This is a genomic window from Mesorhizobium terrae (assembly GCF_008727715.1).
Lineage (GTDB): Bacteria > Pseudomonadota > Alphaproteobacteria > Rhizobiales > Rhizobiaceae > Mesorhizobium > Mesorhizobium terrae.
On record NZ_CP044218.1, the window covers coordinates 5234810 to 5258504 of the forward strand.

The following is a 23695-nucleotide window of genomic DNA, read 5'->3' on the forward strand; positions in this document are numbered from 1 at the left end:
ACGGGCGCAGAAGGATTTTTGCCCATGAGCGGAATCAACGACTACATCGACAGCGAAGTGAAGAGCAACGACGTCGTCCTGTTCATGAAGGGTACACCGGGCTTCCCGCAGTGCGGTTTCTCGGGCCAGGTCGTGCAGATCCTCGACTATGTCGGCGTCGACTACAAGGGCGTCAACGTGTTGGACTCCAACGAGCTGCGCCAGGGCATCAAGGACTATTCCAACTGGCCGACGATCCCGCAGCTCTATGTGAAGGGCGAATTCGTGGGCGGTTGCGACATCATTCGCGAGATGTTCCAGGCCGGCGAATTGCAGGCCTTCTTCGACGAGAAAGGCATCAAGGTCAAAGGCGCCGCCTGACCTGACGCCCGCCGGACGATCGAGCCCGGCCCACAACTGAACAACCGTCCGTTCGAGGACGCGAGACCCGATGCGCCGGCCACCCGGCGCATCGTGCTTTCCGAAAATCGGGTTCGGTTTTCGGAAAGCACGATGCGCGGATTCATAATGTTAGAGCGTCCTTTGCGCGTCCGAACGGACGCGCAAAGGACGCTCTAACGGCGCATCGGCGTTTTGGCATTGGGGACGCCCTCATGGATACGCAAGTTCAACAGCCGGCCAAAGAGATGGCCTTCCCGATCCCGCGCTGGGAATTCATCGCGCTGTGCGCGGCGCTGATGGCGCTCAACGCGCTGGCCATCGACATCATGCTGCCGGGCCTGCAGGAGATCGGCGCCAGCCTCGGCGTCGCCAGCGAGAACCACCGCCAATATGTGATCTCCGCCTATTTCGGCGGCCTCGCCTTCGCGCTCCTGGCCTATGGGCCGCTGTCGGACCGTTTCGGCCGCCGCACGCCGTTGCTGGTGGGACTGACCATCTACATCTGCGCCGCCGCCGGCGCGGTCTTCGCACCGACTTTCGAGACCTTGCTGGCGCTGCGCTTCATCCAGGGCATCGGTGCCGCTTCGACCCGTGTCATCGCGGTTTCGATGGTGCGCGACCGTTTCGGCGGCCGCGCCATGGCCGAGGTGATGTCGCTGATCTTCATGGTGTTCATGGTGATCCCGGTGGTGGCGCCGTCGATCGGACAAGTGGTGATGATCTTCGCCAACTGGCACATGATCTTCATGGTGATGGCGCTGATCGCCGCGGCGATCGCGCTGTGGGCCGTCATCCGCCTGCCGGAAACGCAGCATCCCGAAGACCGCCGCGACGTCGATCTCGGCTCGATCTTCCAGGGCTTCAGGATCGTGCTGTCGAACCGGCTGTCGCTCGGCTACACGCTGGCATCCACCGCGGTGTTCGCTGCGCTGTTCGGCTTCATCAACTCGGCGCCGCAGGTCTATATCGGCATCTACCACCTCGGCTACTGGTTTCCGGTGCTGTTCGCGGCCATCGCCGGCATGATGGCGGTGTCGTCGTTCCTGAATTCGCGGCTGGTGATGCGCTTTGGCATGCGCCGCCTGTCGCATGGTGCGCTGATCGGCTTCACCATCGTCTCGACGATCTGGTTCGTGATATCGCTGTTCGGGCCGGTGCCGTTGCCGCTGTTCGTGCTTCTGTTCGCGGCGGCCATGTTCCAGTTCGGCTGGATCGGCTCGAACTTCAACGCCATCGCCATGGAGCCGCTCGGCCACATCGCCGGCACTGCCGCGTCGATCCAGGGTTTCATCCAGACATTGGGTGGCGGCCTGATCGGCGCCGCCGTTGGCCAGGCCTTCGACGGCACGGTCACACCGCTGGCCGCGGGCTTCTGCGGCGTCGGGCTGATGGCGCTGGTCCTGGTGCTGATCGCCGAGCGTGGCAAGCTGTTCACCGCGCCAAGCGCGCACCAGACGGTCAGCGCCGAGGCTGCTCACTGATTGCAAGGCCGGCAGCCAAGCGCTGCCGGTCCTTGTCAGGCCCAGAGTTCGCGCCTGATCTCGGCCCAGCTTGCCTTGTCGGGCGCCACAATCAGCCCACCGGAGAGATGCGACGGCAGGTAGGCGCTGCCGTCGAAGCGCGCCGCGTAGCCGCCTGCCTCCTGGTGGATGAGCACGCCGGCCAGGTGATCCCACGGCATCATCACGTTCTGGACGATGAAATGCGCGTGGCCGGCGGCAAGCACGCGATATTCATGCGCCGAGCAGCGGTAGCCGATGTAGGACAGGCACTTGGCCTGGTTCCTGGCGAGCAGCGAACGCTCGGGTTCGTCGAAGGCCTGCCAGCCGAGCGCACCGGTCATCAGCGAGAACGGCACCGGTTCGGCCACGGCGACACGTTCCGGCCCCTGTGCGCCAACCATGTGGCTTCCCGCTCCGCGAACGCCGATCAGGGCATCCTTGCCGACAGGATCGTAGATGATGCCCGCCACGGTCTCGCCGTCCTGGACCACCGCCAGGATGACGCCGAACACCGGCACGCCGGAGGCGAAATTGTAGGTTCCGTCGACCGGGTCGATGACGAAGGCCAGCTTGCTGCCGCCGAGCTTCGCCAGCAGCGTCTTGTCGGCCTCGCAGGCCTCTTCGCCGACGATGAGGGCGTCCGGATAACGCGCGGCGATCGCCTGCGTGATGACACGCTCGGCGTTGATGTCCGCTTGGGTGACGAGGTCGGCGGCCGACTTCTTCTGCTGGATGTCGCCGGCACCAAGGCGCCGGAAGCGCGGCATGATCTCCTGTGCGGCCGCATCGGCCAGAACGCCGGTCAGCCATTCGATATCGCGGTCGTCAAAGTGCATCGTCATTCCCGATAGTGGTGGCCAGCGCGGCGAAATCGAACAGTTTGCGGTCGAGCAGATGCGACGGCCTTACATTGCCCATGGCGCGGATCATGGTGTCCTTGCGGCCGGGCTGCTTCTTCTCGATATCGTCCAGCATCGCCTTCATGGCGTTGCGCTGCAGGCCTTCCTGGCTGCCGCACAGGTCGCAGGGGATGATCGGGAAGGCCATGGCGGCGGCGAACTTCTCCAGATCGTCCTCGGCGCAATAGGCGAGCGGGCGCAGCACCATCATGTCGCCCTCGTCGTTGAGCAGCTTCGGCGGCATCGCCGCCAGCCGGCCGCCATGGAAGAGGTTCATGAAGAAGGTCTCGAGGATGTCCTCGCGGTGGTGGCCAAGCACCAGCGCCGAACAGCCCTCCTCCCGCGCGACGCGATAGAGATGGCCGCGCCGCAGCCTGGAGCACAGCGAGCAATAGGTGGCGCCCTGCGGCAGCTTGTCGGTGACGATCGAATAGGTGTCCTGATATTCGATGCGGTGCGCGATGCCGTTGGCGGTGAGATAGTCCGGCAGGATGTGCTTGGGGAAGTTCGGCTGACCCTGGTCGAGATTGCAGGCGATGAGCTCCACCGGCAGAAGGCCGCGCCATTTGAGGTCCAGCAGAAGCGCAAGCAGCCCGTAGGAATCCTTGCCGCCCGACAGCGCCACCAGCCAGCGTTCGCCGGGCTTGACCATGGAAAAATCGTCCATGGCCTGGCGGGCCAGCCGCAAGAGCCGCTTGCGCAGCTTGTTGAACTCGACCGAGGACGGCACGTCGCGAAACAGCGGATGGCAGCCGCCGTCGAGGTCGGGGATGGTTTCGGCTTGCACGTTCATGGCGTAACGTTCCGCAGGATGATGCCGCGCCTTATAGCGGCGCTCGCCCCACCAAACAAACGCTCCAGACAAAAAAGGCCGCCCGGAGGCGGCCTTTTCGCAATTCGTATTCGCCGCCTGATTAGCGCGAATAATATTCGACGACCAGGTTCGGCTCCATCTGGACAGCGTACGGAACGTCCGACAGGCCGGGGATGCGAGCGAAGGTGGCGACCATCTTGTTGTGATCGGCTTCGATGTAGTCCGGCACGTCACGCTCGGCGAGCGCGACCGATTCCAGGACGATGACGAGCTGCTTCGACTTCTCGCGCACCTCGATGACGTCGCCGACCTTGCAACGGTACGAACCGATGTTGGTGCGCTTGCCGTTGACGTTGATGTGGCCGTGGTTGACGAACTGACGGGCGGCGAAAATGGTCGGCACGAACTTGGCGCGGTAGACGACGGCGTCCAGGCGCGATTCCAGCAGGCCGATCAGGTTCTCGGAGGTGTCGCCCTTGCGGCGGTCGGCCTCTTCGTAGGTCTTGCGGAACTGCTTTTCCGAAACGTCGCCGTAGTGACCCTTCAGCTTCTGCTTGGCGCGCAGCTGCAGACCGAAGTCCGACAGCTTGCCCTTGCGGCGCTGGCCGTGCTGGCCGGGACCGTATTCGCGCTTGTTGACCGGGGACTTCGGACGGCCCCAGATGTTTTCGCCAAGGCGACGGTCGATCTTGTATTTTGCGGATTCGCGTTTGCTCATCGCATTCCCTTTCAAAACAAAATACCCGGACCTCATGGTCCGAGTGAAGGAAACGCGCCCTCCTCTGGCCCCCGTTTTCGGAGCCTGACAGGATCTTCCGCGCAAGCGACAAGAAGATCCACGGGACACGTCGGTGATGCAAGGACCTGAAACCGGATGATTCCGGGACCTTGCGGCATAAAACAAAGCACCGGACCTCACGGCCCGGCGTTGCGCGGGTTCGATAGACCGCTGTCATCGTTCTGTCAAGCGCGGGGATCGGGCCGCGTCCGGTGCGTTGGCTCAGGCCCGCGCCGACATATCGGCGCTCCGGCCTCAGGCGGCGGCGTCGAAGGCGGCGCGCGCGACACGCAGATTGTCGCGGTTGCCGGCGGCCCAGGCGCCGAGTGCCGCGATCGGCACGGCAAGCGACTGGCCGAGTTCGGTCAGCGCGTATTCCACCTCCGGCGGCGTGGTCGGGCGTACGGTGCGGCGCACGAGACCGTCGCGCTCCAGCGAGCGCAGCGTCACCGTCAGCATGCGCTGCGAGATGCCCTCGATCGACCGTTTCAGCGCGTTGAAGCGCATGGTCGCCGGCTGCAGGTTGAGGATGACCAGGATGCTCCAGGTGTCGCCGAAACGGTCCAGCGCCTCGCGGATCGGACAATTGCCGTCGGCGTCGATGGCGAAACCCGGCGTGGTGTGAAGCAGCGGCACGCCCGCTTCGTTGGTTCTGGCGTTCATGCGGTTCCTTTCGCGTAACCTGGGCACGAAATCATGCGTTCTTTTCGCGGCAGGCGGTCGTCGCTATGTAGTTACCCGTGATAACCTGATTACTGAAAATATCCATCTTTCCCGGCAAGGGGAAGGGGAAAGACAAGGAGACCATCCATGAAGATCGCCCTTATCGGCGCTTCCGGCTTCGTCGGCGGCGCGCTCACCAAGGAAGCCACCCAGCGCGGCCACAGCGTCACCGCCATCGTGCGCAACCCGGCCAAGGTGCAGGCTGGCGCCGGCGTCACCGCGGTCAAGGCCGACGTCACCGACGTCAAGCAGCTTGCCTCACTCATCGCCGGCCATGACGTCATCATTTCCGCCTTCAATGGCGGCTGGGGCGATCCCGACATCTACAACAAACACATGGCCGGCTCGCGCGCCATTGTGGCGGCCGCCAAGCAGGCGGGCGTGCGTCTGATCGTGGTGGGCGGCGCCGGCAGCCTGCACGCGCCGGACGGCAGCCAGCTCGTCGATTCGCCGCATTTCCCGGACGCCTACCGCGACGGCGCCCGCGGTGCCCGCGACGCGCTGGCCGAACTGCGCAAGGAGAGCGGCCTGGAATGGTCGCTCGTGTCGCCGGCCGCGCACATTGCTCCCGGCGAACGCACCGGCAAGTTCCGCCTGGGCGGCGACGAGCCGGTGCTCGACGCCAAGGGCGAAAGCCATGTCTCGGTGGAAGATCTCGCCTACGCCGTGCTGGACGAAGCCGAGACGCCGAAGCACACCGGCAAGCGTTTTACGCTCGGCTACTGAGCCGAACCATCGAACGCCGTAACGGCGTATACCGGACAGGGTCAGTCCTCGGACCTCTTGTCCGGTATGTTTTTTGGCCGGCCAGGGCGAAAAGTCAGGAAACCGTGGTCAGCCCGAAACCCTGCATCAGGCGCCGGATGGCGTGGTCGGGCTTGCCGGAGGTGAAGACGGCGATGTCGGGGCCGTTCGGTGCGAAGTCCCTGCGGCCGCCCGGCTGCGCCCCATCGAGCAACGACAAGGCGCGGCGCGCGATCGCCTCGGCCGGATCGATCCAGTCGACCGGCCACGGCGCGGTCTTGCGCATGCGGTTGGCCAAAAACGGATAGTGCGTGCAGGCAAGCACGACGATGTCGGTGAAACGGCCGTCCTGCTCGATGAAACAAGGCGCGATCTCGGCGCGCACGGCTTCCTCGTCGACGAAGCCGTCACGCATATAGACCTCGGCGAGGCCCGCCAGCGCCGTCGAGCCGACCAGGCGCACATGACATTTCTGCGCCCATTTCGCGATCAGGTCGCGCGTGTATTGCCGCTTGACCGTACCCGGCGTCGCCAGCACCGAAACCAGGCCGGAGCGCGTGCGCTCAGCCGCCGGCTTGATCGCCGGCACAGTGCCGACGAAAAGATGGCTTGGGAACGTCTCGCGCAGCGCGTCGATGACCAGCGTCGACGCCGTGTTGCAGGCGATGACCGAAATGGCCGGGCGATAACGCTCCAGCAATTGCCCGAACAAAGTGAGAAGATGCGCCAGCAGCGCCGGTTCTTCCCAATTGCCATAAGGAAAGGCGGCGTCGTCGGTGATATAGATGAAGCGGCGGTCGGGCATCAGGACGCGCGCCTCGCGCAGCACGGTGAGCCCACCGACGCCGGAATCGAACATCAGGATCGGCTGCTCAGCCATGGTATGCCTCAGTCGTTATCGAGACCCTTGCCGCCCTCGGGCGGCAGCGTGTCGGCGTCATCGTCCGCATGGGCAGCGCGATCGGCCTTGGCCTTGCGTTCTGGATAGCCGGCGCCGCGCGGCTCCTTCGGCGAGAAATAATCGAGCGACGCAACCACACCACGCAGCACCTTCAATTCCGGCTGGGCGAAGCCGGCGCGGGTCAGAACGGCGCGCAGATTGTCGACCATCTTGGGCTTCTTTGCGGCGGGCCTGAAATAGCCGCGCGCCTCCAGCGCCGCCTCCAGATGCGCGAATAGGCCGTGCAGCTGTTCCTTGGTGGCGGGCAACATTTCCGGGCCGGCGAAATTGGTGTCGGTCTCGCTCTCCAGGCCCGACTTCATCCATTCATAGGACATCAGAAGCACGGCCTGGGCGATGTTGAGCGAGGAAAAGGCCGGATCGACCGGGAAAGTGACGATCTCGTCGGCGAGGCCGACCTCTTCATTATAGAGGCCGAAACGCTCGCGCCCGAACAGAATGCCGGTCTTCAGGCCATCGCGCTGGCGCGACCGCAGCGCCCTGCCCGCCTCCACCGGCCCGCGCACCTCCTTGAAACCGTCGCGCTCGCGCGCCGTGGTGGCGAAGACGAAATTCAAGTCGGCTACGGCCGAAGGCAGGTCATCGTATAGCTTGACCCCGTCGATGACATGATCGGCCCGGCTTGCCGCCGCGCGCGCCTTCTCGCTCGGCCAGCCGTCGCGCGGGTTGACGAGCCGGAGTTCGCCCAAGCCGAAATTCGCCATGGCCCGCGCGACCATGCCGATGTTTTCGCCGAGCTGCGGTTCGACAAGGATGATGGCGGGGCCGCCCGCTTCGTGTGAAGAATTCGTCATTGCAACCAGAAAACGCTCATTTGCGACATTGTCGCGACCCCTGCCATATTCGGCCGGGAAAATGAAGGGTTGGCAAAGACAGGCGTCACCCCGCAACCTTGATCTGCGGCAGGTCCCGGGTGAAGGCGCGAAAGCCGACGCTGTAATACATGTCGCGGGCGGCCGCGTGGGCCGGCGCGCCGCGACAGGCGACCAGCATGTGTTTCGCGCCGGCGGTTTTTGCCAGATGCATGCCGTGCAGCTGCAACGCGGCACCCAGCCCTCGCCGCCGGAACTGCGGATGCGTGCCGACGGGCTCGAATTCGGCGGTTTGCGTCGCCTTATCCAGCCAGATGATCGCGGTCGCGGCCAGGGCGCCGTCCGGTGCGGCGACCAGCACATGCAGGTCGGCCCGATACGGCCAGGTGTGCCGGACCCGCTCGAACGCCGCCTCGTTGAAAGCCGAGGGATGCCATGCGTCGCGATGCACGTTGACCGCGTCCGCCGCGGGGACTTCCGCGGCGGTCAGGAAGCGGAACCCTTCGGGCAGCGCCGGGTTCGGCACGTCGGTCAGCTCGCGCATGTTGAACTGCACCCAGGAGCCGTCGTCTCCACCGGCCTCCGTGTCGAAGGCGTAGCCATGCGCGGTGACAATCGCCTGCGCCGCGACATCGGCGGACTGTATCGTCAGCAGCCGGTCGACATCGCCCGCCACCTCGTCGTACCAGTCCAGTATGTCGACCAGCAGTTCCGGCCGGTCCGGATGCGCCTGCCAGATCAGATTGGCGGTGTCGCTCTCGCGGAACGTGCCGTCGCCGCGTGGAACCTTGTAAGGCAGATGCGCCCAGCCCCAGCCAGCCAGCCGGCCGTCGACGAGCCACAACCGATGCCGCCAGAATGGGCCGAGCGCATCGAAATCCTTGGCCCAGACCCAGGCCAGTTCGCCGACGGTGGCGTCGCCGTTCAGCAACTCGGGCCGCAGCGCGGTCACCTCCTGGGCCAGGCTCTGCATCAGTCGAAGTTCGGTCTGGCCAAGTGGTTCCATACGCGCAGCTTGGCAGGGCTGCACTGCGCTGTCGAGCGCGTGCGGGCTGCGGGGCGCAGGTAGATTTGCGGCATTTGCGCGTCGCTGCCATATTTAGAAACGGAAAAGAAAGTTTGGCAAAGGATCGACCGTGACGGATGAACTTGTCGAACAAATCCGCGCCGTTATCGGCGACGATCCGAACGTTGCCGAAATCCGCATGTTCGGAGGTCTGTGCTTTACGCTCAACGGCAACATGCTGGCCGGTACGATGAAGGGTGGCGGCCTGCTTGTGCGCGTGGGCGAAGCCCAGGAAGCGGAAGCGCTGTCGCGGCCGGGCGCGGCGCGCATGAACTTCACCGGCCGCGAGATGAAAGGGTTCGTGATCGTGACAGCGGACGAACTCGACGACGCGGCGCTGAAAGGATGGCTGGCAATGGCCACCCGATTCGTCGGGCCGATGCCTCCAAAACAGAAGAAGAAATAGGCATTGGCGCCGCCGCGGGCCAACTTAGCCCGCAGCGACGTTCCAGCCGTTTGCGTGCCGGTTTCGGCTTTGCTATGAGAGCCGCATCTGACGGCCGAGCCCTGCGCGAGGCCCTTTCCCGACCAGCAGCGAGGCTTTCTTTATGGCGAAGATCAAGGTGGCTAACCCCGTCGTCGAACTCGACGGCGACGAGATGACCCGCATCATCTGGCAGTTCATCAAGGACAAGCTGATCCACCCCTATCTCGACATCGACCTCGAATATTACGACCTCGGCATCGAGCACCGCGACGCCACCAACGACCAGGTGACGATCGACGCGGCCAACGCCATCAACAAGTGGGGCGTGGGCGTGAAATGCGCCACCATCACGCCCGACGAGCAGCGCGTCGAGGAATTCAAGCTTAAGAAGATGTGGAAGTCGCCCAACGGCACGATCCGCAACATCCTCGGCGGCACCATTTTCCGCGAGCCGATCATCATGAAGAACGTGCCGCGCCTGGTGCCGGGCTGGACCAAGCCGATCATCGTCGGCCGTCACGCTTTCGGCGACCAGTACAAGGCGACAGATTTCAAGTTCCCGGGCAAGGGCAAGCTGTCGATCAAGTTCGTCGGCGACGACGGCCAGGTGATCGAGCACGACGTGTTCGACGCGCCGGGCGCCGGCGTGGCGATGGCCATGTATAATCTCGACGAGTCGATCCGCGAATTCGCCCGCGCCTCGCTGAACTACGGCCTGCTGCGCAATTATCCGGTCTACCTGTCGACCAAGAACACCATTCTCAAGGCCTATGACGGCCGCTTCAAGGACATCTTCCAGGAAGTGTACGAGAAGGAATTCGAGGCCGAGTTCAAGGCGCGCAAGCTGTGGTACGAACACCGCCTGATCGACGACATGGTGGCCTCTTCGCTGAAGTGGTCGGGCGGCTATGTCTGGGCGTGCAAGAACTATGACGGCGACGTGCAGTCGGACACGGTGGCGCAGGGTTTTGGCTCGCTCGGCCTGATGACCTCGGTGCTGATGACGCCGGACGGCAAGACGGTGGAAGCGGAAGCCGCGCACGGCACCGTGACGCGCCACTACCGCCAGCACCAGAAGGGCGAAGAAACCTCGACCAACTCGATCGCCTCGATCTTCGCCTGGACGCGTGGCCTCGCCCACCGCGCCAAGCTGGACGACAATGCCGCGCTGAAGAAGTTCGCCGAGACGCTGGAAAAGGTCTGCATCCAGACCGTCGAGTCGGGCTTCATGACCAAGGACCTGTCGCTGCTGATCGGCCCCGATCAGCCCTGGCTGTCGACCACCGGTTTCCTCGACAAGATCGACGAGAATTTGCAGAAGGCGATGGCGTAGGCAGCGCCGGCCAAAGGTCGTGAAAAGCCCCGGATTTTCCGGGGCTTTTTTGTTGGGCGATGCACGTCCCTTCTCCCCTTGCGGGAGAAGGAAAGGCACCTCACACCAGCGGCAGGTTGATGTCGGTCAGCAGTTCGGCCGGCGGCACGTCGCGCGGGTTGTTGACATATTCCTCGAACATCACCGTGTCGCGCAGCTTGCGGCCCGACATCGGCAACCATTCCGCGTAGAGCCACTGATAGGCCTTGTGCATTTCCGCGTAGGGCCCCTTGTGGCGCAGAACGGCGTATTCGCCGCCTTCGAGCGTGCGGCGTTCCAGCGGCGCCTGCGCCGGCGCATCCGCCTCCACGCAGGCGAAGGAACGCAGCTTGTCGACGGCGACGACATTGGGATCGTCGAGATAGACGCCGATCATGCGCATATCGGGCCTGCCCTGACCACGGGCATAAAGCGTGCCGAACAGCTGCTCGAACGCCTTGCCGATGTTCATGTAGGAGCCCTGATGGGAAACGCCGACCAGTTCGGTGGGCCGGAGCGTGCGGATGGAAATGTCGAACATATGGGAAGCCTTTCTCTGATTGGTTTCAAACAGCGTGTGGCTTCCCTCTTTCCGGTAGCGCGCCGGCGGCATGCCGTAGGCAGCCTTGAAGATGCGGTTGAACGACTGGACGTTGGGATAGCCAGATCGTTTCGCAATTTCGCTGACGCTGAGATCCGTCTCGACGATATCGCCGGCGGCACGGTGGAGCCTCAGACGCTTGACCGTCTGGGTCGCCGTTTCGCCGTAGATGGCGCGGTAGATCCTGTGCCAGTGATAGGACGACAGGCAGGCGATCTCGGCCAGGCGGTCCATATCCAGCTCCTCGTCGAGGTGTTCGTGGATGTGGTTCGAAACGCGCCTCAGACGCGCTTCGTAGACTGCCCATGCCGTTTCGCCATTCATGTCGCCCCCCTGCAAATCGATCGGCCGGAAACAACCATAGCCAGATTTGACAAATCCTGCTGACTTGCGGGTTGCCATAAGCGGCGTCACGCGATCCCCATCTGGCCTCGCCACGCGCCGGTCTCAGGGCCAGACCGACCGGCGCATTTTCGTGATACTCAGACGAGGCGACGGGAGCCACCATGAGCCAGCAGCCGAAACCCATCCTCTATGGCGCCGACTACAGCGTCTATGTCCGCATCGCGCGGCTCACGCTCATGGAAAAGCAGGTCGAGCACGACGTCGTGCCGGTCGACATCTTCGCCGAGGGCGGGCCGCCCGAATGGTATCGCGCCCTGCACCCCTTCTCCAGGATACCGGCCTTCGAGCATGACGGGCTGAACCTGTTCGAGACGACGGCGATCGCGCGTTATGTCGACGAGGCTTTCGACGGCCCTGCCCTGCAGCCTCATGAGGCGCGCCAGCGTGCGGTGATGAACCAGATCATCGGCCTGCTCGACGCCTATGCCTACCGGGCGCTGGTGTGGGACATCTATGTCGAGACCGTCTCCAAGCCGAGGCAAGGCGCAACGCCCGACGACGCCGTGGTGACGGCTGCCCTGCCGCGCGCCGAAGCCTGCCTCGCGACACTGGCCGGGTTGAAGCAGCCCGGAACGTTCCTGCTCGGCGAGCAGCTGACGCTGGCCGACCTGCATGCGGCACCGATGTTTTTCTACTTCGCGCAGGCTGCAGTGGCGGCATCGATGTTGGAGAAAAATCCCGCCCTGTCCGGCTGGTGGGACGCGATGCAGGTTCGCGAGAGTTTTCTCGCGACCCTTCCTTCCAGCTAAGGGCTTCCAGTGCGAGTAGCTTTTTTCGTACCGAACCTGAAATCAGGCGGTCGTTTCCTTGCCGTTGTCACGCGCGCGCCCCAGATTATGGGTGGCGGTCCGTTCGGGCCGCGACCATCCTTTCCGGCGATGTCCATCGGCCAACCCAGGCATCGTCCTCCCATCGACCGCCATCCCACGACGATTTCAGGAAAGAGACCATGAGCCCAACACTCCGTTTCAACGACGGCAAGCAGATACCGCAGCTTGGCTTCGGCGTCTGGCAGGTGCCGAACGAGGGCGCCAACGCGGCAGTGACCGCGGCCATCCAGGCCGGCTATCGTTCGATCGACACGGCCGCGATCTATCGCAACGAGCAAGGCGTGGGCGACGCGCTGGCCGCCTCCAGCGTGCCCGCCGACGAACTCTTCATCACCACGAAACTCTGGAATTCCGACCAGGGTTATGATTCGGCGCTCAAGGCCTTTGACGCCAGCCTGAAGAAATTGCGTCGTGACAGCGTCGACCTCTACCTCATCCACTGGCCGGCGGCTTCGCTCGGCCGCTATGTCGACAGCTGGAAGGCGCTGATCAAGCTGCGCGAAGAAGGACGCGTCGCCTCCATCGGCGTCTCCAACTTCCAGATCGCCCATCTGGAACGGTTGAAGGCGGAAACCGGCGTGGTGCCGGCGATCAACCAGGTGGAGCTGCATCCGCGCTTCCAGCAGAAGGCGCTGCGCGCCTATCACGAAAAGGAAGGCATCGTGACAGAAGCCTGGAGCCCGCTGGGCCAAGGCACACTGCTCAACGACGCCGCGCTGGCAGCGCTGGCCAAGAAGCACGGCAAGACCGTCGCCCAGGTGATCCTGCGCTGGCACCTCGACATCGGCAATGTCGTCATCCCGAAATCGGTGACGCCGGCCCGCATCGTCGAGAACTTCCAGGTGTTCGACTTCAAACTCACCGCGGAAGACATCGCGGCGATCGAGAAGCTGGATGACGCGAAGGGCAAGATCGGCCCCGACCCCGACACTTTCGCAATGGTGTAGGACCAATCGACGTTCGCGGACCGACGGACGCCTTGCCGAAAGGCAGGCGCCCGTCATCCTTTTCCACAGCCGCCTTCAAAGCGGCACAGCTTGGTCCAGATTTCGTCCCGGTTCCGCGCATAGTTGCCGCATCGAACCCGGGGGAAAATCATGCGCAAGCGCACAATCGCCTTTCTTGGCATCCTTGCCGCCGCTGGCGCCGTCTGGGCCGCCAACAGCAGCCTGCTGGCCGGTCAAAGCGAGCGGCGCCCGATGCTGATCGCCCATCGCGGCCTTGGCCAGACCTATTCGCATGTCGGGCTGGGCCGCGACACCTGCACGGCGGACCGCATCTATCCGCCCGAGCATGCTTACCTGGAAAACACCATTGCCGGCTTCAAGGCGGCTTTCGAGGCCGGCGCCGACATCGTCGAATTCGACGTGCACCCGACCACCGACGGCCAGTTCGCGGTCTTCCATGACTGGACGGTGGACTGCCGCACGGAGGGCAAGGGCGTGACCCGCGAAAAGAGCCTGGCCGAACTCAAGGCTCTGGATGTCGGCTATGGCTACACGGCCGACGGCGGCAAGACCTTTCCGTTTCGCGGCAAGGGTGTCGGGCTGATGCCCGGCTTGGACGAGGTGCTGGCCGCGTTTCCCGACCGGCGTTTCCTCATCAACATCAAGAGCGACGACATCACTGAGGGAAGCCTGCTGGCCAACGTCATCGGCGCGATGCCGGCGGAGCGGCAGAAGTCGATCATGGTCTATGGCGGCGGCAAGGCGATGCAGGCCTACAAGACGGCGCTGCCGGAGGCGGTGGTGCTCGGCACCGACCGCGTTATCCCCTGCCTGTTGCGTTACGCCGCTCTTGGTTGGAGCGGCCATGTGCCGGCGGACTGCCGCAACACGCTGTTCATGCTGCCGGCCAACTACGCGCCGTTTGCCTGGGGTTTTCCCAACCGGCTCAGCGAACGGCTCGCCGCCAACGGTTCGACGCTGGTGGTGTTGGGCGACAATGACGGGTCGAGACATTCGACCGGCGTCGACGATTTGACGACACTGGAGAAGCTGCCGGCGCGCTTCGACGGCGCGATCTGGACCAACCGCGTCGACCGCATCGGCCCGGCGGTGATTGCTCAGTAGCGCTCGCGTTTCGAGGCGCATCAGGTGCGGCCTTCGAGGCGCGCCCGCGCTGCTTCTTTCGCTCATCATTCCGGGCGTTCGTCATTCCGGGCAAGCGAGGCGAAGCCGAGCGCCGACCCGGAACCCATTGAGCAGCACGGCCGGGACTTGGGTTCGCGTAGACAGTCGTAAAACATGCGACGCCGGTCCTCCCGCATGAACGGTTCAGGACGAGGACCGGGCCGGGCTCGACGAAGTGGGGCCAATAGGTTCCGGCTCTCGCTGCGCTCGGCCGGAATGACGGCGGCGTGTCGCCATCTTCACCCTGTTTCGAGCCGTCAGAGGAATATGACGGAGCGGCATCCCAAACCTTCATCATTCCGGGCAAGCGAGGCGGAGCCGAGTGCCGACCCGGAACCCATTGAGCAGCGCGGCCCGGAAATAGGTTCGCGTAGACAGCCGTGAAACATGCGACGCCAGCCCTGCTGCATGAACGGTTCAGGACGAGGACCGGGCCGGGCTCGATGATGTTGCGGCCAATGGTTCCGGCTCTCGCTGCGCTCGGCCGGAATGACGCGATCTACCGGCGCATCGGGTCGGCGGTGATTGCCACCCATCAGCACAATAGAAAATGCCGGGCGAAACGCCCGGCATCGATTGATCATCCAGAATTTGCGTGGCTCAGGCCGCCAGTGTCGCCCTGACCGCGGCGATCGCGTCGTCGGCCTTGGAGGCATCGGGGCCGCCGGCCTGCGCCATATCGGGCCGGCCGCCGCCGCCCTGCCCGCCGAGTGCGGCCGAGGCGACCCGCACCAGATCGACCGCGCTGAAACGCGCGGTGAGATCCTCGGTGACGGCGACGACGACGCTCGCCTTGCCGTCGGCCTCGCCGACCAGCACGACCACGCCGGAGCCCAGTGCCTTCTTGCCTTCGTCGGCCAGCGACTTCAGGTCCTTCGGCGCGACACCCGACACCGCCTTGCCCATGAAACCGACGCCGGCCACCGTCTCGGACGCGGTCTCGGCAGCGCCGTTGGCAGCGCCGCCGCCCATGGCGAGCTTCTTCTTCGCGTCGGTCAGTTCGCGCTCCAGCTTCTTGCGCTCTTCCAGCAGCGCTTCCACCCGCGCGGGCACGTCGGCCGGCGAAATCTTCAGCGTCGCCGCCACCGTCTTCAGGCGCCGGTCCTGCTCATCGAGATGGCGGCGCGCCGCCTCACCGGTCAGCGCCTCGATGCGGCGCACGCCGGCGGCCACACCGCTGTCCGAGACGATGCGCACGAGGCCGATGTCGCCGGTCGCCTTCACATGGGTACCGCCGCACAGCTCGACCGAATAGGGCCGGTTGGCCTTGGCGCCATGCAGGCCGGTGCCCATCGCGACCACCCGCACCTCGTCGCCATATTTTTCGCCGAACAGCGCCATGGCGCCTTCGGCAATGGCGTCGTCGACCGACATCAGCCGCGTGGTGACCGGGCTGTTCTGCACGACGATCTCGTTCGCCATCCGCTCGACCACTTCCATCTCCTCGGCCGAAATCGGCTTGTTGTGCGAGATGTCGAAACGCAGCCGCTCGGGCGCCACCAGCGAGCCCTTCTGGGCGACATGCGTGCCCAGCACCTCGCGCAGCGCCTCGTGGATGAGGTGCGTGGCCGAATGGTTGGAGCGCAGGCGCGAACGGCGCGCATGGTCGACCTCGAGTTCGACGGCGACGCCGGTCTTCACCGCGCCTTTGGCAACCTTGCCGAGATGGACGAACAGGCCATCGGCCTTCTTCTGCGTGTCGGTGACGTCGATGCGGAAACCTTCGCCGGTGATCGTGCCGGTATCGCCCATCTGGCCGCCGGACTCGCCGTAGAACGGCGTCTGGTTGACGACGATGGCAACCGTATCGCCTTCCTTGGCGTCGTCGACCACCTTGCCATCGCGCACGATGGTGGCGACGATGCCTTCCGCCTTCTCGGTCTCGTAACCGAGGAATTCGGTGGCGCCAGTCTTGTCGCGCACGGAGAACCAGACGGTCTCGGTGGCCGCCTCGCCGGAGCCCGCCCAATGGGCGCGGGCTTCCGCCTTCTGCCGCTCCATCGCGTCGGTGAAGCCGGCGAGATCAACGGAGATCGAGCGCTGGCGTAGCGCATCCTGCGTCAGGTCCAGCGGGAAGCCGTAGGTGTCGTAGAGCTTGAAGGCGGTCTCGCCGTCCAGCATGTCGCCGGCGCCGAGCTTGTCGGTTGCCTCGCCGAGCAGGCCGAGGCCGCGCACCAGCGTCTTGCGGAAGCGGGTTTCCTCCAGCTTCAGCGTCTCGGTGATCAGCGCCTCGCCGCGCACCAGTTCCGGATAGGCCTGGCCCATCTCGCGCACCAGCGCCGGCACCAGCTTCCACATCAGCGGCTCGGAAGCGCCCAAGAGCTGCGCATGGCGCATGGCGCGCCGCATGATGCGGCGCAGTACATAGCCGCGGCCTTCGTTGGAGGGCAGCACGCCGTCGGCCACCAGGAACGAGGAGGAGCGCAGATGATCGGCGATGACGCGGAAGGAACCGACATTATCGGCATTCGGGCCATGGCCGAGGGCGGAGGACGCCGCGTCGATCAGATGGCGGAACAGGTCGGTCTCGAAGACGCTCTCCACCCCTTGCAGGATGGAAGCCATGCGCTCCAGCCCCATGCCGGTGTCGATCGAGGGGCGCGGCAGGTCGACGCGTTGATCCTTCGAAACCTGCTCATATTGCATGAAGACCAGGTTCCAGAATTCGAGGAAGCGGTCGCCGTCCTCTTCCGGGCTGCCGGGAGGGCCGCCCCAGATGTGCTCGCCGCGGTCGATGAAGATTTCCGAGCACGGGCCGCACGGGCCGGTGTCGCCCATCGCCCAGAAATTGTCGGAGGTGGCGATGCGGATGATGCGGTCGTCGGAAAAACCGGCGATCTTCTTCCAGTAGCCGGCCGCCTCGTCGTCGGTGTGGTAGACGGTGACGAGCAGCTTGTCCTTCTTCAGCCCGAAATGCTTGGTGATCAGGGTCCAGGCAAGTTCGATGGCGCGTTCCTTGAAATAGTCGCCGAAGGAGAAATTGCCGAGCATTTCGAAGAAGGTGAGATGGCGCGCGGTGTAGCCGACATTGTCGAGGTCGTTGTGCTTGCCGCCGGCGCGCACGCTCTTCTGGGCGGTCGCGGCGCGCGAATAGGGCCGCTTCTCGAGACCCGTGAAGACGTTCTTGAACTGCACCATGCCGGCATTGGTGAACATCAGCGTCGGGTCGTTGCGCGGCACCAGCGGGCTGGAGGCGACAATCTCGTGCCCTTCCTTGCGGAAATAGTCGAGAAAGGTCGACCGGATTTCGTTCACGCCACTCATCGAAACTGCCTTTATGGTGAAGCCGCCGCGCGAGGCGGCGGAAATGGACTAGGCCTTTTAGCGGCAGCGTTTCACCCTGTCCAGAAACACGCGGCGTCGCGCGCTCCTGCCCGTCTCGACGGGTGGATGAGGCGCTCAAACGCGAACCGCCGGCGCGAGGCCGGCGGTCGGTGAACTCAGTTGGGCGATAAGCCTGCCCTCGGGTGCTCGAAATTCGAAAAGCCAGTCAATTGGCTTTTCGCGGAACGCTTCCCGGCCCTCGGCTTTGGCCTCGGGCGTTCGAGCCCTTTGAAAGGTCCACCGGACCTTTCAATTCGCTCCAAGGCGAGCCGCTGCCCGGCCCCTCGCAGGCTCGGGGCGTTCGAAGCTCGAAAAGCCAAGCAGTTGGCTTTTCGTCCGCTAACGCGGACCGCTTCTCACCCCTCCGCGGCGTCGTCTAGGTCGTTGTCGGCGCCGCCGTTCTGCAGGAGCTTCTCGGCGATCAGCCCGGCATTCTGCCGCAGCGCCAGTTCGATTTCGTTTGCCGTATCCGGATTGTCGCGCAGGAACTGCTTGGCGTTCTCGCGACCCTGACCGAGGCGCTGGGAATTGTAGGAGAACCAGGCGCCCGACTTCTCGACAATGCCGGCCTTGACGCCGAGATCGACCAGCTCGCCGGTCTTCGACACGCCTTCGCCATACATGATGTCGAATTCGATGACCTTGAAGGGCGGCGCCAGCTTGTTCTTGACCACCTTGACGCGGGTCTGGTTGCCGACGACCTCGTCGCGGTCCTTGATCGAGCCGATACGGCGGATGTCGAGGCGCACCGAAGCGTAGAACTTCAGCGCGTTGCCGCCGGTGGTGGTTTCGGGCGAGCCGAACATGACGCCGATCTTCATGCGGATCTGGTTGATGAAGATGACCATGGTGTTGGAGCGCGAGATGGAGGCGGTGAGCTTGCGCAGCGCCTGGCTCATCAGGCGGGCTTGCAGGCCAGGCAGCGAATCGCCCATCTCGCCCTCGATTTCGGCACGCGGCGTCAACGCCGCGACCGAGTCCACCACCAGAACGTCGATGGCGCCCGAGCGCACCAGCGTGTCGCAAATCTCCAGCGCCTGCTCGCCGGTGTCCGGCTGCGAGATCAGGAGATTTTCGAGATTGACGCCCAGCTTGCGGGCATAGACCGGGTCGAGCGCGTGCTCGGCATCGACGAAGGCGCAGATGCCGCCCTTCTTTTGCGCTTCCGCCACCGTGTGCAGCGCCAGCGTGGTCTTGCCCGAGCTTTCCGGCCCGTAGATTTCAATGATGCGGCCGCGTGGCAGGCCACCGACGCCGAGCGCGATGTCGAGTCCCAGCGAGCCGGTCGGCACCGTCTCGATCTCGACCACCTGCTCATTGGCGCCGAGCCGCATGATCGAGCCCTTGCCGAATGCCCGCTCGATCTGCGACAGCGCAGCGTCCAGAGCTTTTGTTTTGTCCACCGAATTGTCCTCTACAAGCCTCAAGCTATTCTGAGCCATGATACATCACCCCTTGGTCGTCAATGAAGGCCGGATCGTCCGGTGGTTCCTGTGAATATGTACCCTTTTTGTTCTATTTTGGCAAGACACATCAAACTGTTGAAAAATATGAATTATCCGTATTTGTTCTTTTTTTGTTTTGTCAGCAAGCCGCAAAACCTGTCCCCAGATGCGATCGCGGCAAACGCTCCGGAAACGCCTGGTCGATTCGGCAGGAGCAGCGTGACGCAGCCACGCGCGGGCCTGATCGGGGCACAGGCATGAACCAGCCCCCCAAGCTTTTCGCGGCCGGCGGCGCGCATATCGACCGGCGCGGCCAGGTAGCGGGCGCCTATGTGCCGGCGGCGTCCAACCCCGGCACCATGCGCGAGGATGTCGGCGGCGGTGTCTTCAACGCGCTGCGCACGGTGGTGCGGCGCGGCGTTTCGGCCTCGCTCATCTCCACACGCGGCGGCGACGGCGCCGGCGAGACGGTGGCGCGCGCCATCGCCGAGGCCGGCATCGCCGACCTCTCCGCGACATTCCTCGACCGCACCACGCCGAGCTACACGGCGATCCTCGACCGCGACGGCGAGCTGGTGGTGGGTTTCGCCGATATGGGGCTTTATGAGCTGGCCTTTCCCAAACAGATGCGGCGCGCCAGCGTGCGCACGGCGGTGGATCAGGCAGACGCCGTGCTCACCGACGCCAATTTGCCGACGGCGGCGCTGGAGCGGCTGACCGCGACGGCCGGCGAAAAACCGGTCTTCGTCATCGCCATCTCGCCGGCCAAGGTGGTGCGGCTGGCACCGATCTTCGAGCGCCCTGCCTTGCTGTTCATGAACCGGCGCGAGGCATCGGCGCTGACCGGCCTGGCGCGCGACGCAGGCGAGGCCGAGCTGGTGGCCGGCCTGCGCGGCATCGGCCTGCGCGGCGGCGTGGTGACGGCGGGAGACCGGCCGGCGCTCGGCTTCGACAAGGACGGTGCCTTCTCGATCGCGCCGCCGCCGCCCCGCGCGGTCGTCGACGTCACCGGCGCGGGCGATGCGCTGGCCGGCGCCACTGTCGCCGCATTGCTGCATGGCCAGCCGCTGCGCGCCGCCTTGCGCGAGGGCGTGGCGGCGGCCGGGCTTGCCATCGAAAGCCCGCTCGCCATACCCGACTTCACCCCGGCATCCTTTGCCGCAGCCCTGGCCCTTGTGCCGCAGGCGCGGGAAGTGGCATGAGGACGGCCCGAACAGATTGTTGACGGCGCAGCACAGACAGCGCGGCAGCCGACCGGAGATTTCCAATGACGCTTGAAACCGCCCGCCCCTATATCGACATCCACGCCCCGGTGGCGGAAGCACTGGCAGCCGGGCGCCCGGTGGTGGCGCTGGAATCGACCATCATCACCCACGGCATGCCCTATCCCGACAATGGCGCGATGGCGGCCAATGTCGAGAAGATCATTGCCGATGAAGGCGCGGTTCCGGCGACGATCGCCGTGGTCAAGGGCCGCATCAAGATCGGCCTTTCCGACGGCGAGCGCGAATCGCTGGCCATGACGGGCGATGCCATGAAGCTGTCGCGCGCCGATTTCGCCTTCGCCGTCGCCGAAGGCCGCACCGGCGGCACGACGGTGGCGGCAACCATGATCGCCGCGCATATGGCCGGCATCAAGGTGTTCGCGACCGGCGGCATCGGCGGCGTACACAAGGGCGCCGAAAAGAGCTTTGACATCTCCGCCGACCTCGACGAGCTGGCCCGCACGCCGGTGATCGTGGTGTCGGCCGGCGCCAAGGCGATCCTCGACATCGAAAAGACGCTGGAAGTGCTGGAGACGCGCGGCGTGCCGGTGATCGGCCATGGCTGCGAGACGATGCCGGCCTTCTGGTCGAGGCAGTCGCCTTTCCGCGCGCCGCTGACGCTGGACGCACCCGAAAAGATCGCGAAGCTGTTCAAGACGCGCCAGGCGCTCGGCATCGATGGCGGCGTGCTGGTGGCCAATCCGGTTCCGGTCGCCGACGAGATCCCGGCGGCCGAAATGGCCGGCTATATCGAGGCGGCGCAGAAGGCGGCGGAAGCACAGAATGTCACCGGCAAGTCGGTGACACCGTTCCTGCTCGGCAAAATCCTCGAACTCACCAACGGCCGCAGCCTGAAGACCAATATCGCGCTGGTGGAAAACAATGCCCGCGTCGCGGCGCGGGTTGCCAAGGCGCTGTAGGGTCTCGACGCTGAAAAGGAGCGCCCTGCCGGACACTCCTTAAGTTTACGAAACGCCGTCGTTGAGAGGGATGAATGTCGATACAGCGGAAACTGACCGTCGTTGCCTTTTGCGCCACCGCTTTGCTAACCGGCATGGCAGGCGCGCAGGCCGCCGCAAAATGCTCGCCTTACGAGCAGCAGGTGGCCAAGCAGATCAAGGAAGGCAGGGCATTCGTGAAAGAGGCCAGCTTCAAGAAGTGGATCGACGCCGGCTTGCAGACCAAGGCGCCCTACAACAAGAAGCCCTATACGGCTTACAGCAAATGGTATGCTCGCTTCGATAAGCTGGGCAGCCAGGAGGCGGAAGCCGAGAACGTAAAATTCCTTGAAAAACACGGCTTTACGGCCTCAGCCGCCTATTCCGTGTTTCAGGGCTACGCGCTCAACGGCAAGCTGACGTCGTCCGTCGATATCGATTTCGAGAAAAAGATGAACGCCTATCCCTGCCGTTGATCGGCAGGGATTTTCGGACGCCTCATTTTCCGGCGCGCAGGCCCGCTTCGTAGGATTTGCGCGCCCAGGCGGCCATTTCGTCGGGATCGTCGACGGCACCGTCGGGCACGGTCCAGTAAGGCATGGAAACCTGCTTGCCATGCTTGGAGCCGACATAACTCCATTGCCTGCAGCCGGCGGCCTCGAACTCGGAAGCCAGCTGGGCATCGCCCTTCAGCATCAATTCGCCGCGCAGATCGATGGCGATGATGACATTGTCGAAATAAATGCCCTTGCCACCGAACAGGCGGCGGATGTCGACCGGGCCGAGGCCGGCGAAAAGATCGGCGATAGCGTCATTGTCCATGAAACGATCATGACACTCCCCGACGCACTCGTCACGACGCCGGGCAAGTTCTCCTGACAGATTTCGAGCCGATCGGCTGTAGGATAGGGTCGATCCAGCGAGGAGACGATCATGCCCATGCTTCTTCAAGGCTCCTGCCGTTGCGGCGCCGTCCACTTCGAGGTCGAGAGCCACACGCCCGTGCCCTATCAGCTCTGCTATTGCTCGATCTGCCGCAAGCAGCAGGGCAGCGGCGGCTATGCGATCAATCTTGGCGCCAACTCCGCGACGCTGAAGGTGAGCGGCGGGGAAAAGCTCGGCGTCTATCGCGCCGAAATCCAGGACGACGAACGGCCGGTCTGCGAAACCGCCACCGGCGAGCGCAATTTCTGCACGCACTGCGGCTCGGCGCTGTGGCTCTACGATCCGACCTGGCCCGAACTCGTGCATCCCTTCGCGTCGGCCGTCGACACCGACCTGCCGGCGCCGCCGGAGCGCACGCATCTGATGCTGAAATACAAGGCCGGCTGGACGGAGCCGAACATCCGCGACGGCGACAAGGTGTTTGCTCTCTATCCTGAGGAATCGATCGCGGACTGGCATCGGCGGACCGGCATGTGGGTGGAATGAGGATTCTGTCTTCTCCCCGTTCACGGGGAGAAGATGCCGGCAGGCAGATGAGGGGCGGCGCGGACTTTTCGAAGCTAGCTCTGCCCCTCATCCGGCCCTTCGGGCCACCTTCTCCCCGTAAACGGGGAGAAGAAAGAGGCGCTAGTCCTCGCCGGCAAATTCCTTCAGTGCTTCACCCTTCAGGCGGAAGAAGACCTTGTCTTCCTCGCGCATAGCTCCGGTTTCGTCATAGAAAGCGAGCAGGCGAGAATTATTGCGATCGGCTGTCCAGTCGACCCGGCCGAGGCCGCGTGAAACGGCAAGCCGCACATGATCGGCGGCACTGGCCGGTCGGATCGAGATGGAAGCGCTCATGAAAAAGCGCAAGCCCAGCGATAGGCTTCCGCGCCCACCGCCGCAAAAACCTTACGCCGCGCTTTGGGCGCGGGCTTCGGCCAGCGCCTTGAGGTCGGCGGGCTTCAGCTCGACCGATTCGCCGCAGCCACAAGCGGAAGACTGGTTCGGATTGCGGAAGGTTAAGCCGGTGCGCAGCGTCGTCTGCTCGAAATCCATCTCGGTGCCGAACAGGAACAGTGCCGCCTCCGGCGCGACATAGACGTGGGCGCCGTCGCGTTCGATATGGTCGTCCTTGGGATTGGGCTCGGTCACCAGGTCGACCGTATATTCCATGCCGGCGCAGCCGCCCTTCTTGATGCCGAGGCGGATGCCATGCGCATTCTCGCGCGTGGCCATGATCTCGCGCACGCGCTCAGCGGCCTTGTCGGTCATCGAAATGACGGCGAAGCGTCCCATGTCACTCTCCACTTTCGCGCGGGTTCAAGGCCCGCGGATACCCCATAGATGGTCGATGAAGCGCCGATTGGCAA

General features: G+C 64.4%; 26 protein-coding genes. 13 read left to right on the top strand and 13 right to left on the bottom strand.

Annotated elements, in window-relative coordinates; translation table 11 throughout:
* Positions 1–24 precede the first annotated feature (24 nt).
* Positions 25–360, top strand: a complete 336-nt coding sequence (gene grxD, locus FZF13_RS26370) for a Grx4 family monothiol glutaredoxin (RefSeq protein ID WP_024923779.1) — start codon at positions 25–27, stop codon at positions 358–360.
* Between the two features lie 233 nt (positions 361–593).
* Complete coding sequence (locus FZF13_RS26375) at positions 594–1862, top strand: multidrug effflux MFS transporter (RefSeq protein ID WP_024923780.1); 1269 nt, start codon at positions 594–596, stop codon at positions 1860–1862.
* A gap of 35 nt (positions 1863–1897) precedes the next feature.
* Here FZF13_RS26375 and FZF13_RS26380 read toward each other — a convergent pair whose 3' ends face one another.
* From FZF13_RS26380 to FZF13_RS26395, 4 genes are all read right to left on the bottom strand, one after another.
* Positions 1898–2719: an inositol monophosphatase family protein gene (locus FZF13_RS26380; protein ID WP_024923781.1), complete on the bottom strand. Its 822-nt coding sequence runs from the start codon at positions 2717–2719 to the stop codon at positions 1898–1900.
* Complete coding sequence (gene ttcA / locus FZF13_RS26385; RefSeq protein WP_024923782.1) at positions 2709–3575, bottom strand: tRNA 2-thiocytidine(32) synthetase TtcA; 867 nt, start codon at positions 3573–3575, stop codon at positions 2709–2711. Before ttcA ends, FZF13_RS26380 begins: the two co-directional genes overlap by 11 nt.
* Positions 3576–3696: 121 nt before the next feature.
* Complete coding sequence (rpsD, locus tag FZF13_RS26390; protein ID WP_024923783.1) at positions 3697–4314, bottom strand: 30S ribosomal protein S4; 618 nt, start codon at positions 4312–4314, stop codon at positions 3697–3699.
* Between the two features lie 315 nt (positions 4315–4629).
* Entirely contained in the window at positions 4630–5037 is a 408-nt protein-coding gene (locus FZF13_RS26395) for a winged helix-turn-helix transcriptional regulator (protein WP_024923784.1), read from the bottom strand.
* 147 nt (positions 5038–5184) lie between these two features.
* On the opposite strand from FZF13_RS26395, the gene FZF13_RS26400 reads away from it, so the two are divergent.
* The gene (locus FZF13_RS26400; RefSeq protein WP_024923785.1) at positions 5185–5823 is read left to right on the top strand and encodes an NAD(P)-dependent oxidoreductase; all 639 of its coding nucleotides are present in this window, start codon (positions 5185–5187) and stop codon (positions 5821–5823) included.
* Positions 5824–5917: 94 nt separating this feature from the next.
* Here FZF13_RS26400 and murI read toward each other — a convergent pair whose 3' ends face one another.
* The 3 genes from murI to FZF13_RS26415 form a co-directional block, all read right to left on the bottom strand.
* Positions 5918–6721 carry a glutamate racemase gene (murI, locus tag FZF13_RS26405; protein WP_024923786.1) on the bottom strand — a complete coding sequence of 268 codons (804 nt, stop codon included), beginning with the start codon at positions 6719–6721 and terminating at the stop codon, positions 5918–5920.
* 8 nt (positions 6722–6729) lie between these two features.
* Positions 6730–7596, bottom strand: a complete 867-nt coding sequence (locus tag FZF13_RS26410) for an RNA methyltransferase (RefSeq protein ID WP_024923787.1) — start codon at positions 7594–7596, stop codon at positions 6730–6732.
* Between the two features lie 85 nt (positions 7597–7681).
* Complete coding sequence (locus FZF13_RS26415; RefSeq protein ID WP_204367407.1) at positions 7682–8587, bottom strand: GNAT family N-acetyltransferase; 906 nt, start codon at positions 8585–8587, stop codon at positions 7682–7684.
* Between the two features lie 163 nt (positions 8588–8750).
* Here FZF13_RS26415 and FZF13_RS26420 point away from each other — a divergent pair, with 163 nt between their 5' ends.
* Positions 8751–9086 carry a TfoX/Sxy family protein gene (locus tag FZF13_RS26420; protein ID WP_024923789.1) on the top strand — a complete coding sequence of 112 codons (336 nt, stop codon included), beginning with the start codon at positions 8751–8753 and terminating at the stop codon, positions 9084–9086.
* A 142-nt stretch (positions 9087–9228) separates the two neighbouring features.
* Positions 9229–10440 carry an NADP-dependent isocitrate dehydrogenase gene (locus tag FZF13_RS26425; RefSeq protein WP_024923790.1) on the top strand — a complete coding sequence of 404 codons (1212 nt, stop codon included), beginning with the start codon at positions 9229–9231 and terminating at the stop codon, positions 10438–10440.
* A 100-nt stretch (positions 10441–10540) separates the two neighbouring features.
* On the opposite strand, the gene FZF13_RS26430 is transcribed toward FZF13_RS26425, so the two are convergent.
* Entirely contained in the window at positions 10541–11383 is an 843-nt protein-coding gene (locus FZF13_RS26430; protein ID WP_024923791.1) for an AraC family transcriptional regulator, read from the bottom strand.
* 182 nt (positions 11384–11565) lie between these two features.
* Here FZF13_RS26430 and FZF13_RS26435 point away from each other — a divergent pair, with 182 nt between their 5' ends.
* From FZF13_RS26435 to FZF13_RS26445, 3 genes are all read left to right on the top strand, one after another.
* Complete coding sequence (locus tag FZF13_RS26435; RefSeq protein WP_024923792.1) at positions 11566–12213, top strand: glutathione S-transferase family protein; 648 nt, start codon at positions 11566–11568, stop codon at positions 12211–12213.
* 200 nt (positions 12214–12413) lie between these two features.
* Positions 12414–13241 carry an aldo/keto reductase gene (locus tag FZF13_RS26440; RefSeq protein WP_024923793.1) on the top strand — a complete coding sequence of 276 codons (828 nt, stop codon included), beginning with the start codon at positions 12414–12416 and terminating at the stop codon, positions 13239–13241.
* Between the two features lie 150 nt (positions 13242–13391).
* Positions 13392–14366: a glycerophosphodiester phosphodiesterase family protein gene (locus FZF13_RS26445; RefSeq protein WP_024923794.1), complete on the top strand. Its 975-nt coding sequence runs from the start codon at positions 13392–13394 to the stop codon at positions 14364–14366.
* A 660-nt stretch (positions 14367–15026) separates the two neighbouring features.
* Here the strand turns inward: FZF13_RS26445 and alaS are convergent.
* Positions 15027–17690 carry an alanine--tRNA ligase gene (alaS, locus tag FZF13_RS26450; RefSeq protein ID WP_024923795.1) on the bottom strand — a complete coding sequence of 888 codons (2664 nt, stop codon included), beginning with the start codon at positions 17688–17690 and terminating at the stop codon, positions 15027–15029.
* A 416-nt stretch (positions 17691–18106) separates the two neighbouring features.
* Complete coding sequence (gene recA, locus FZF13_RS26455) at positions 18107–19192, bottom strand: recombinase RecA (RefSeq protein ID WP_024923796.1); 1086 nt, start codon at positions 19190–19192, stop codon at positions 18107–18109.
* A 42-nt stretch (positions 19193–19234) separates the two neighbouring features.
* On the opposite strand from recA, the gene FZF13_RS26460 reads away from it, so the two are divergent.
* From FZF13_RS26460 to FZF13_RS26475, 4 genes are all read left to right on the top strand, one after another.
* Positions 19235–19456 (top strand): hypothetical protein, encoded by a 222-nt coding sequence (locus tag FZF13_RS26460; RefSeq protein WP_137900421.1) that lies wholly within the window; start codon positions 19235–19237, stop codon positions 19454–19456.
* Positions 19453–20397, top strand: a complete 945-nt coding sequence (locus FZF13_RS26465) for a carbohydrate kinase family protein (protein WP_065998109.1) — start codon at positions 19453–19455, stop codon at positions 20395–20397. The genes FZF13_RS26460 and FZF13_RS26465 overlap by 4 nt, the downstream gene beginning before the upstream one ends.
* Positions 20398–20462: 65 nt before the next feature.
* Positions 20463–21380: a pseudouridine-5'-phosphate glycosidase gene (locus tag FZF13_RS26470; RefSeq protein ID WP_024923798.1), complete on the top strand. Its 918-nt coding sequence runs from the start codon at positions 20463–20465 to the stop codon at positions 21378–21380.
* A gap of 74 nt (positions 21381–21454) precedes the next feature.
* Positions 21455–21874 carry a hypothetical protein gene (locus tag FZF13_RS26475; RefSeq protein ID WP_024923799.1) on the top strand — a complete coding sequence of 140 codons (420 nt, stop codon included), beginning with the start codon at positions 21455–21457 and terminating at the stop codon, positions 21872–21874.
* A gap of 22 nt (positions 21875–21896) precedes the next feature.
* Here the strand turns inward: FZF13_RS26475 and FZF13_RS26480 are convergent, their stop codons facing one another.
* On the bottom strand, positions 21897–22220 hold the full coding sequence (locus FZF13_RS26480; RefSeq protein ID WP_024923800.1) for a TfoX/Sxy family protein: 324 nt from the start codon (positions 22218–22220) through the stop codon (positions 21897–21899).
* A 111-nt stretch (positions 22221–22331) separates the two neighbouring features.
* Here FZF13_RS26480 and FZF13_RS26485 point away from each other — a divergent pair, with 111 nt between their 5' ends.
* Complete coding sequence (locus tag FZF13_RS26485; protein ID WP_024923801.1) at positions 22332–22829, top strand: GFA family protein; 498 nt, start codon at positions 22332–22334, stop codon at positions 22827–22829.
* A gap of 141 nt (positions 22830–22970) precedes the next feature.
* Here FZF13_RS26485 and FZF13_RS26490 read toward each other — a convergent pair whose 3' ends face one another.
* Positions 22971–23183, bottom strand: a complete 213-nt coding sequence (locus FZF13_RS26490) for a hypothetical protein (RefSeq protein ID WP_024923802.1) — start codon at positions 23181–23183, stop codon at positions 22971–22973.
* Positions 23184–23234: 51 nt separating this feature from the next.
* Positions 23235–23621 carry a Fe-S cluster assembly scaffold SufA gene (sufA, locus tag FZF13_RS26495; RefSeq protein ID WP_024923803.1) on the bottom strand — a complete coding sequence of 129 codons (387 nt, stop codon included), beginning with the start codon at positions 23619–23621 and terminating at the stop codon, positions 23235–23237.
* Positions 23622–23695 lie beyond the last annotated feature (74 nt).

Coding starts and splice junctions, on each gene's coding strand:
- FZF13_RS26465 (WP_065998109.1), top strand. CDS start 19,453: ATGAACCAGCCCCCCAAGCTTTTCGCGGCCGGCGGCGCGCATATCGAC.
- FZF13_RS26400 (WP_024923785.1), top strand. CDS start 5,185: ATGAAGATCGCCCTTATCGGCGCTTCCGGCTTCGTCGGCGGCGCGCTC.
- FZF13_RS26435 (WP_024923792.1), top strand. CDS start 11,566: ATGAGCCAGCAGCCGAAACCCATCCTCTATGGCGCCGACTACAGCGTC.
- FZF13_RS26470 (WP_024923798.1), top strand. CDS start 20,463: ATGACGCTTGAAACCGCCCGCCCCTATATCGACATCCACGCCCCGGTG.
- FZF13_RS26475 (WP_024923799.1), top strand. CDS start 21,455: ATGTCGATACAGCGGAAACTGACCGTCGTTGCCTTTTGCGCCACCGCT.
- FZF13_RS26480 (WP_024923800.1), bottom strand. CDS start 22,220: ATGGACAATGACGCTATCGCCGATCTTTTCGCCGGCCTCGGCCCGGTC.
- ttcA (WP_024923782.1), bottom strand. CDS start 3,575: ATGAACGTGCAAGCCGAAACCATCCCCGACCTCGACGGCGGCTGCCAT.
- sufA (WP_024923803.1), bottom strand. CDS start 23,621: ATGGGACGCTTCGCCGTCATTTCGATGACCGACAAGGCCGCTGAGCGC.
- murI (WP_024923786.1), bottom strand. CDS start 6,721: ATGGCTGAGCAGCCGATCCTGATGTTCGATTCCGGCGTCGGTGGGCTC.
- FZF13_RS26395 (WP_024923784.1), bottom strand. CDS start 5,037: ATGAACGCCAGAACCAACGAAGCGGGCGTGCCGCTGCTTCACACCACG.
- FZF13_RS26490 (WP_024923802.1), bottom strand. CDS start 23,183: ATGAGCGCTTCCATCTCGATCCGACCGGCCAGTGCCGCCGATCATGTG.
- rpsD (WP_024923783.1), bottom strand. CDS start 4,314: ATGAGCAAACGCGAATCCGCAAAATACAAGATCGACCGTCGCCTTGGC.
- FZF13_RS26375 (WP_024923780.1), top strand. CDS start 594: ATGGATACGCAAGTTCAACAGCCGGCCAAAGAGATGGCCTTCCCGATC.
- recA (WP_024923796.1), bottom strand. CDS start 19,192: ATGGCTCAGAATAGCTTGAGGCTTGTAGAGGACAATTCGGTGGACAAA.
- FZF13_RS26410 (WP_024923787.1), bottom strand. CDS start 7,596: ATGACGAATTCTTCACACGAAGCGGGCGGCCCCGCCATCATCCTTGTC.
- FZF13_RS26380 (WP_024923781.1), bottom strand. CDS start 2,719: ATGCACTTTGACGACCGCGATATCGAATGGCTGACCGGCGTTCTGGCC.
- FZF13_RS26430 (WP_024923791.1), bottom strand. CDS start 11,383: ATGAATGGCGAAACGGCATGGGCAGTCTACGAAGCGCGTCTGAGGCGC.
- FZF13_RS26425 (WP_024923790.1), top strand. CDS start 9,229: ATGGCGAAGATCAAGGTGGCTAACCCCGTCGTCGAACTCGACGGCGAC.
- FZF13_RS26485 (WP_024923801.1), top strand. CDS start 22,332: ATGCCCATGCTTCTTCAAGGCTCCTGCCGTTGCGGCGCCGTCCACTTC.
- FZF13_RS26415 (WP_204367407.1), bottom strand. CDS start 8,587: ATGCAGAGCCTGGCCCAGGAGGTGACCGCGCTGCGGCCCGAGTTGCTG.
- FZF13_RS26445 (WP_024923794.1), top strand. CDS start 13,392: ATGCGCAAGCGCACAATCGCCTTTCTTGGCATCCTTGCCGCCGCTGGC.
- FZF13_RS26440 (WP_024923793.1), top strand. CDS start 12,414: ATGAGCCCAACACTCCGTTTCAACGACGGCAAGCAGATACCGCAGCTT.
- alaS (WP_024923795.1), bottom strand. CDS start 17,690: ATGAGTGGCGTGAACGAAATCCGGTCGACCTTTCTCGACTATTTCCGC.
- grxD (WP_024923779.1), top strand. CDS start 25: ATGAGCGGAATCAACGACTACATCGACAGCGAAGTGAAGAGCAACGAC.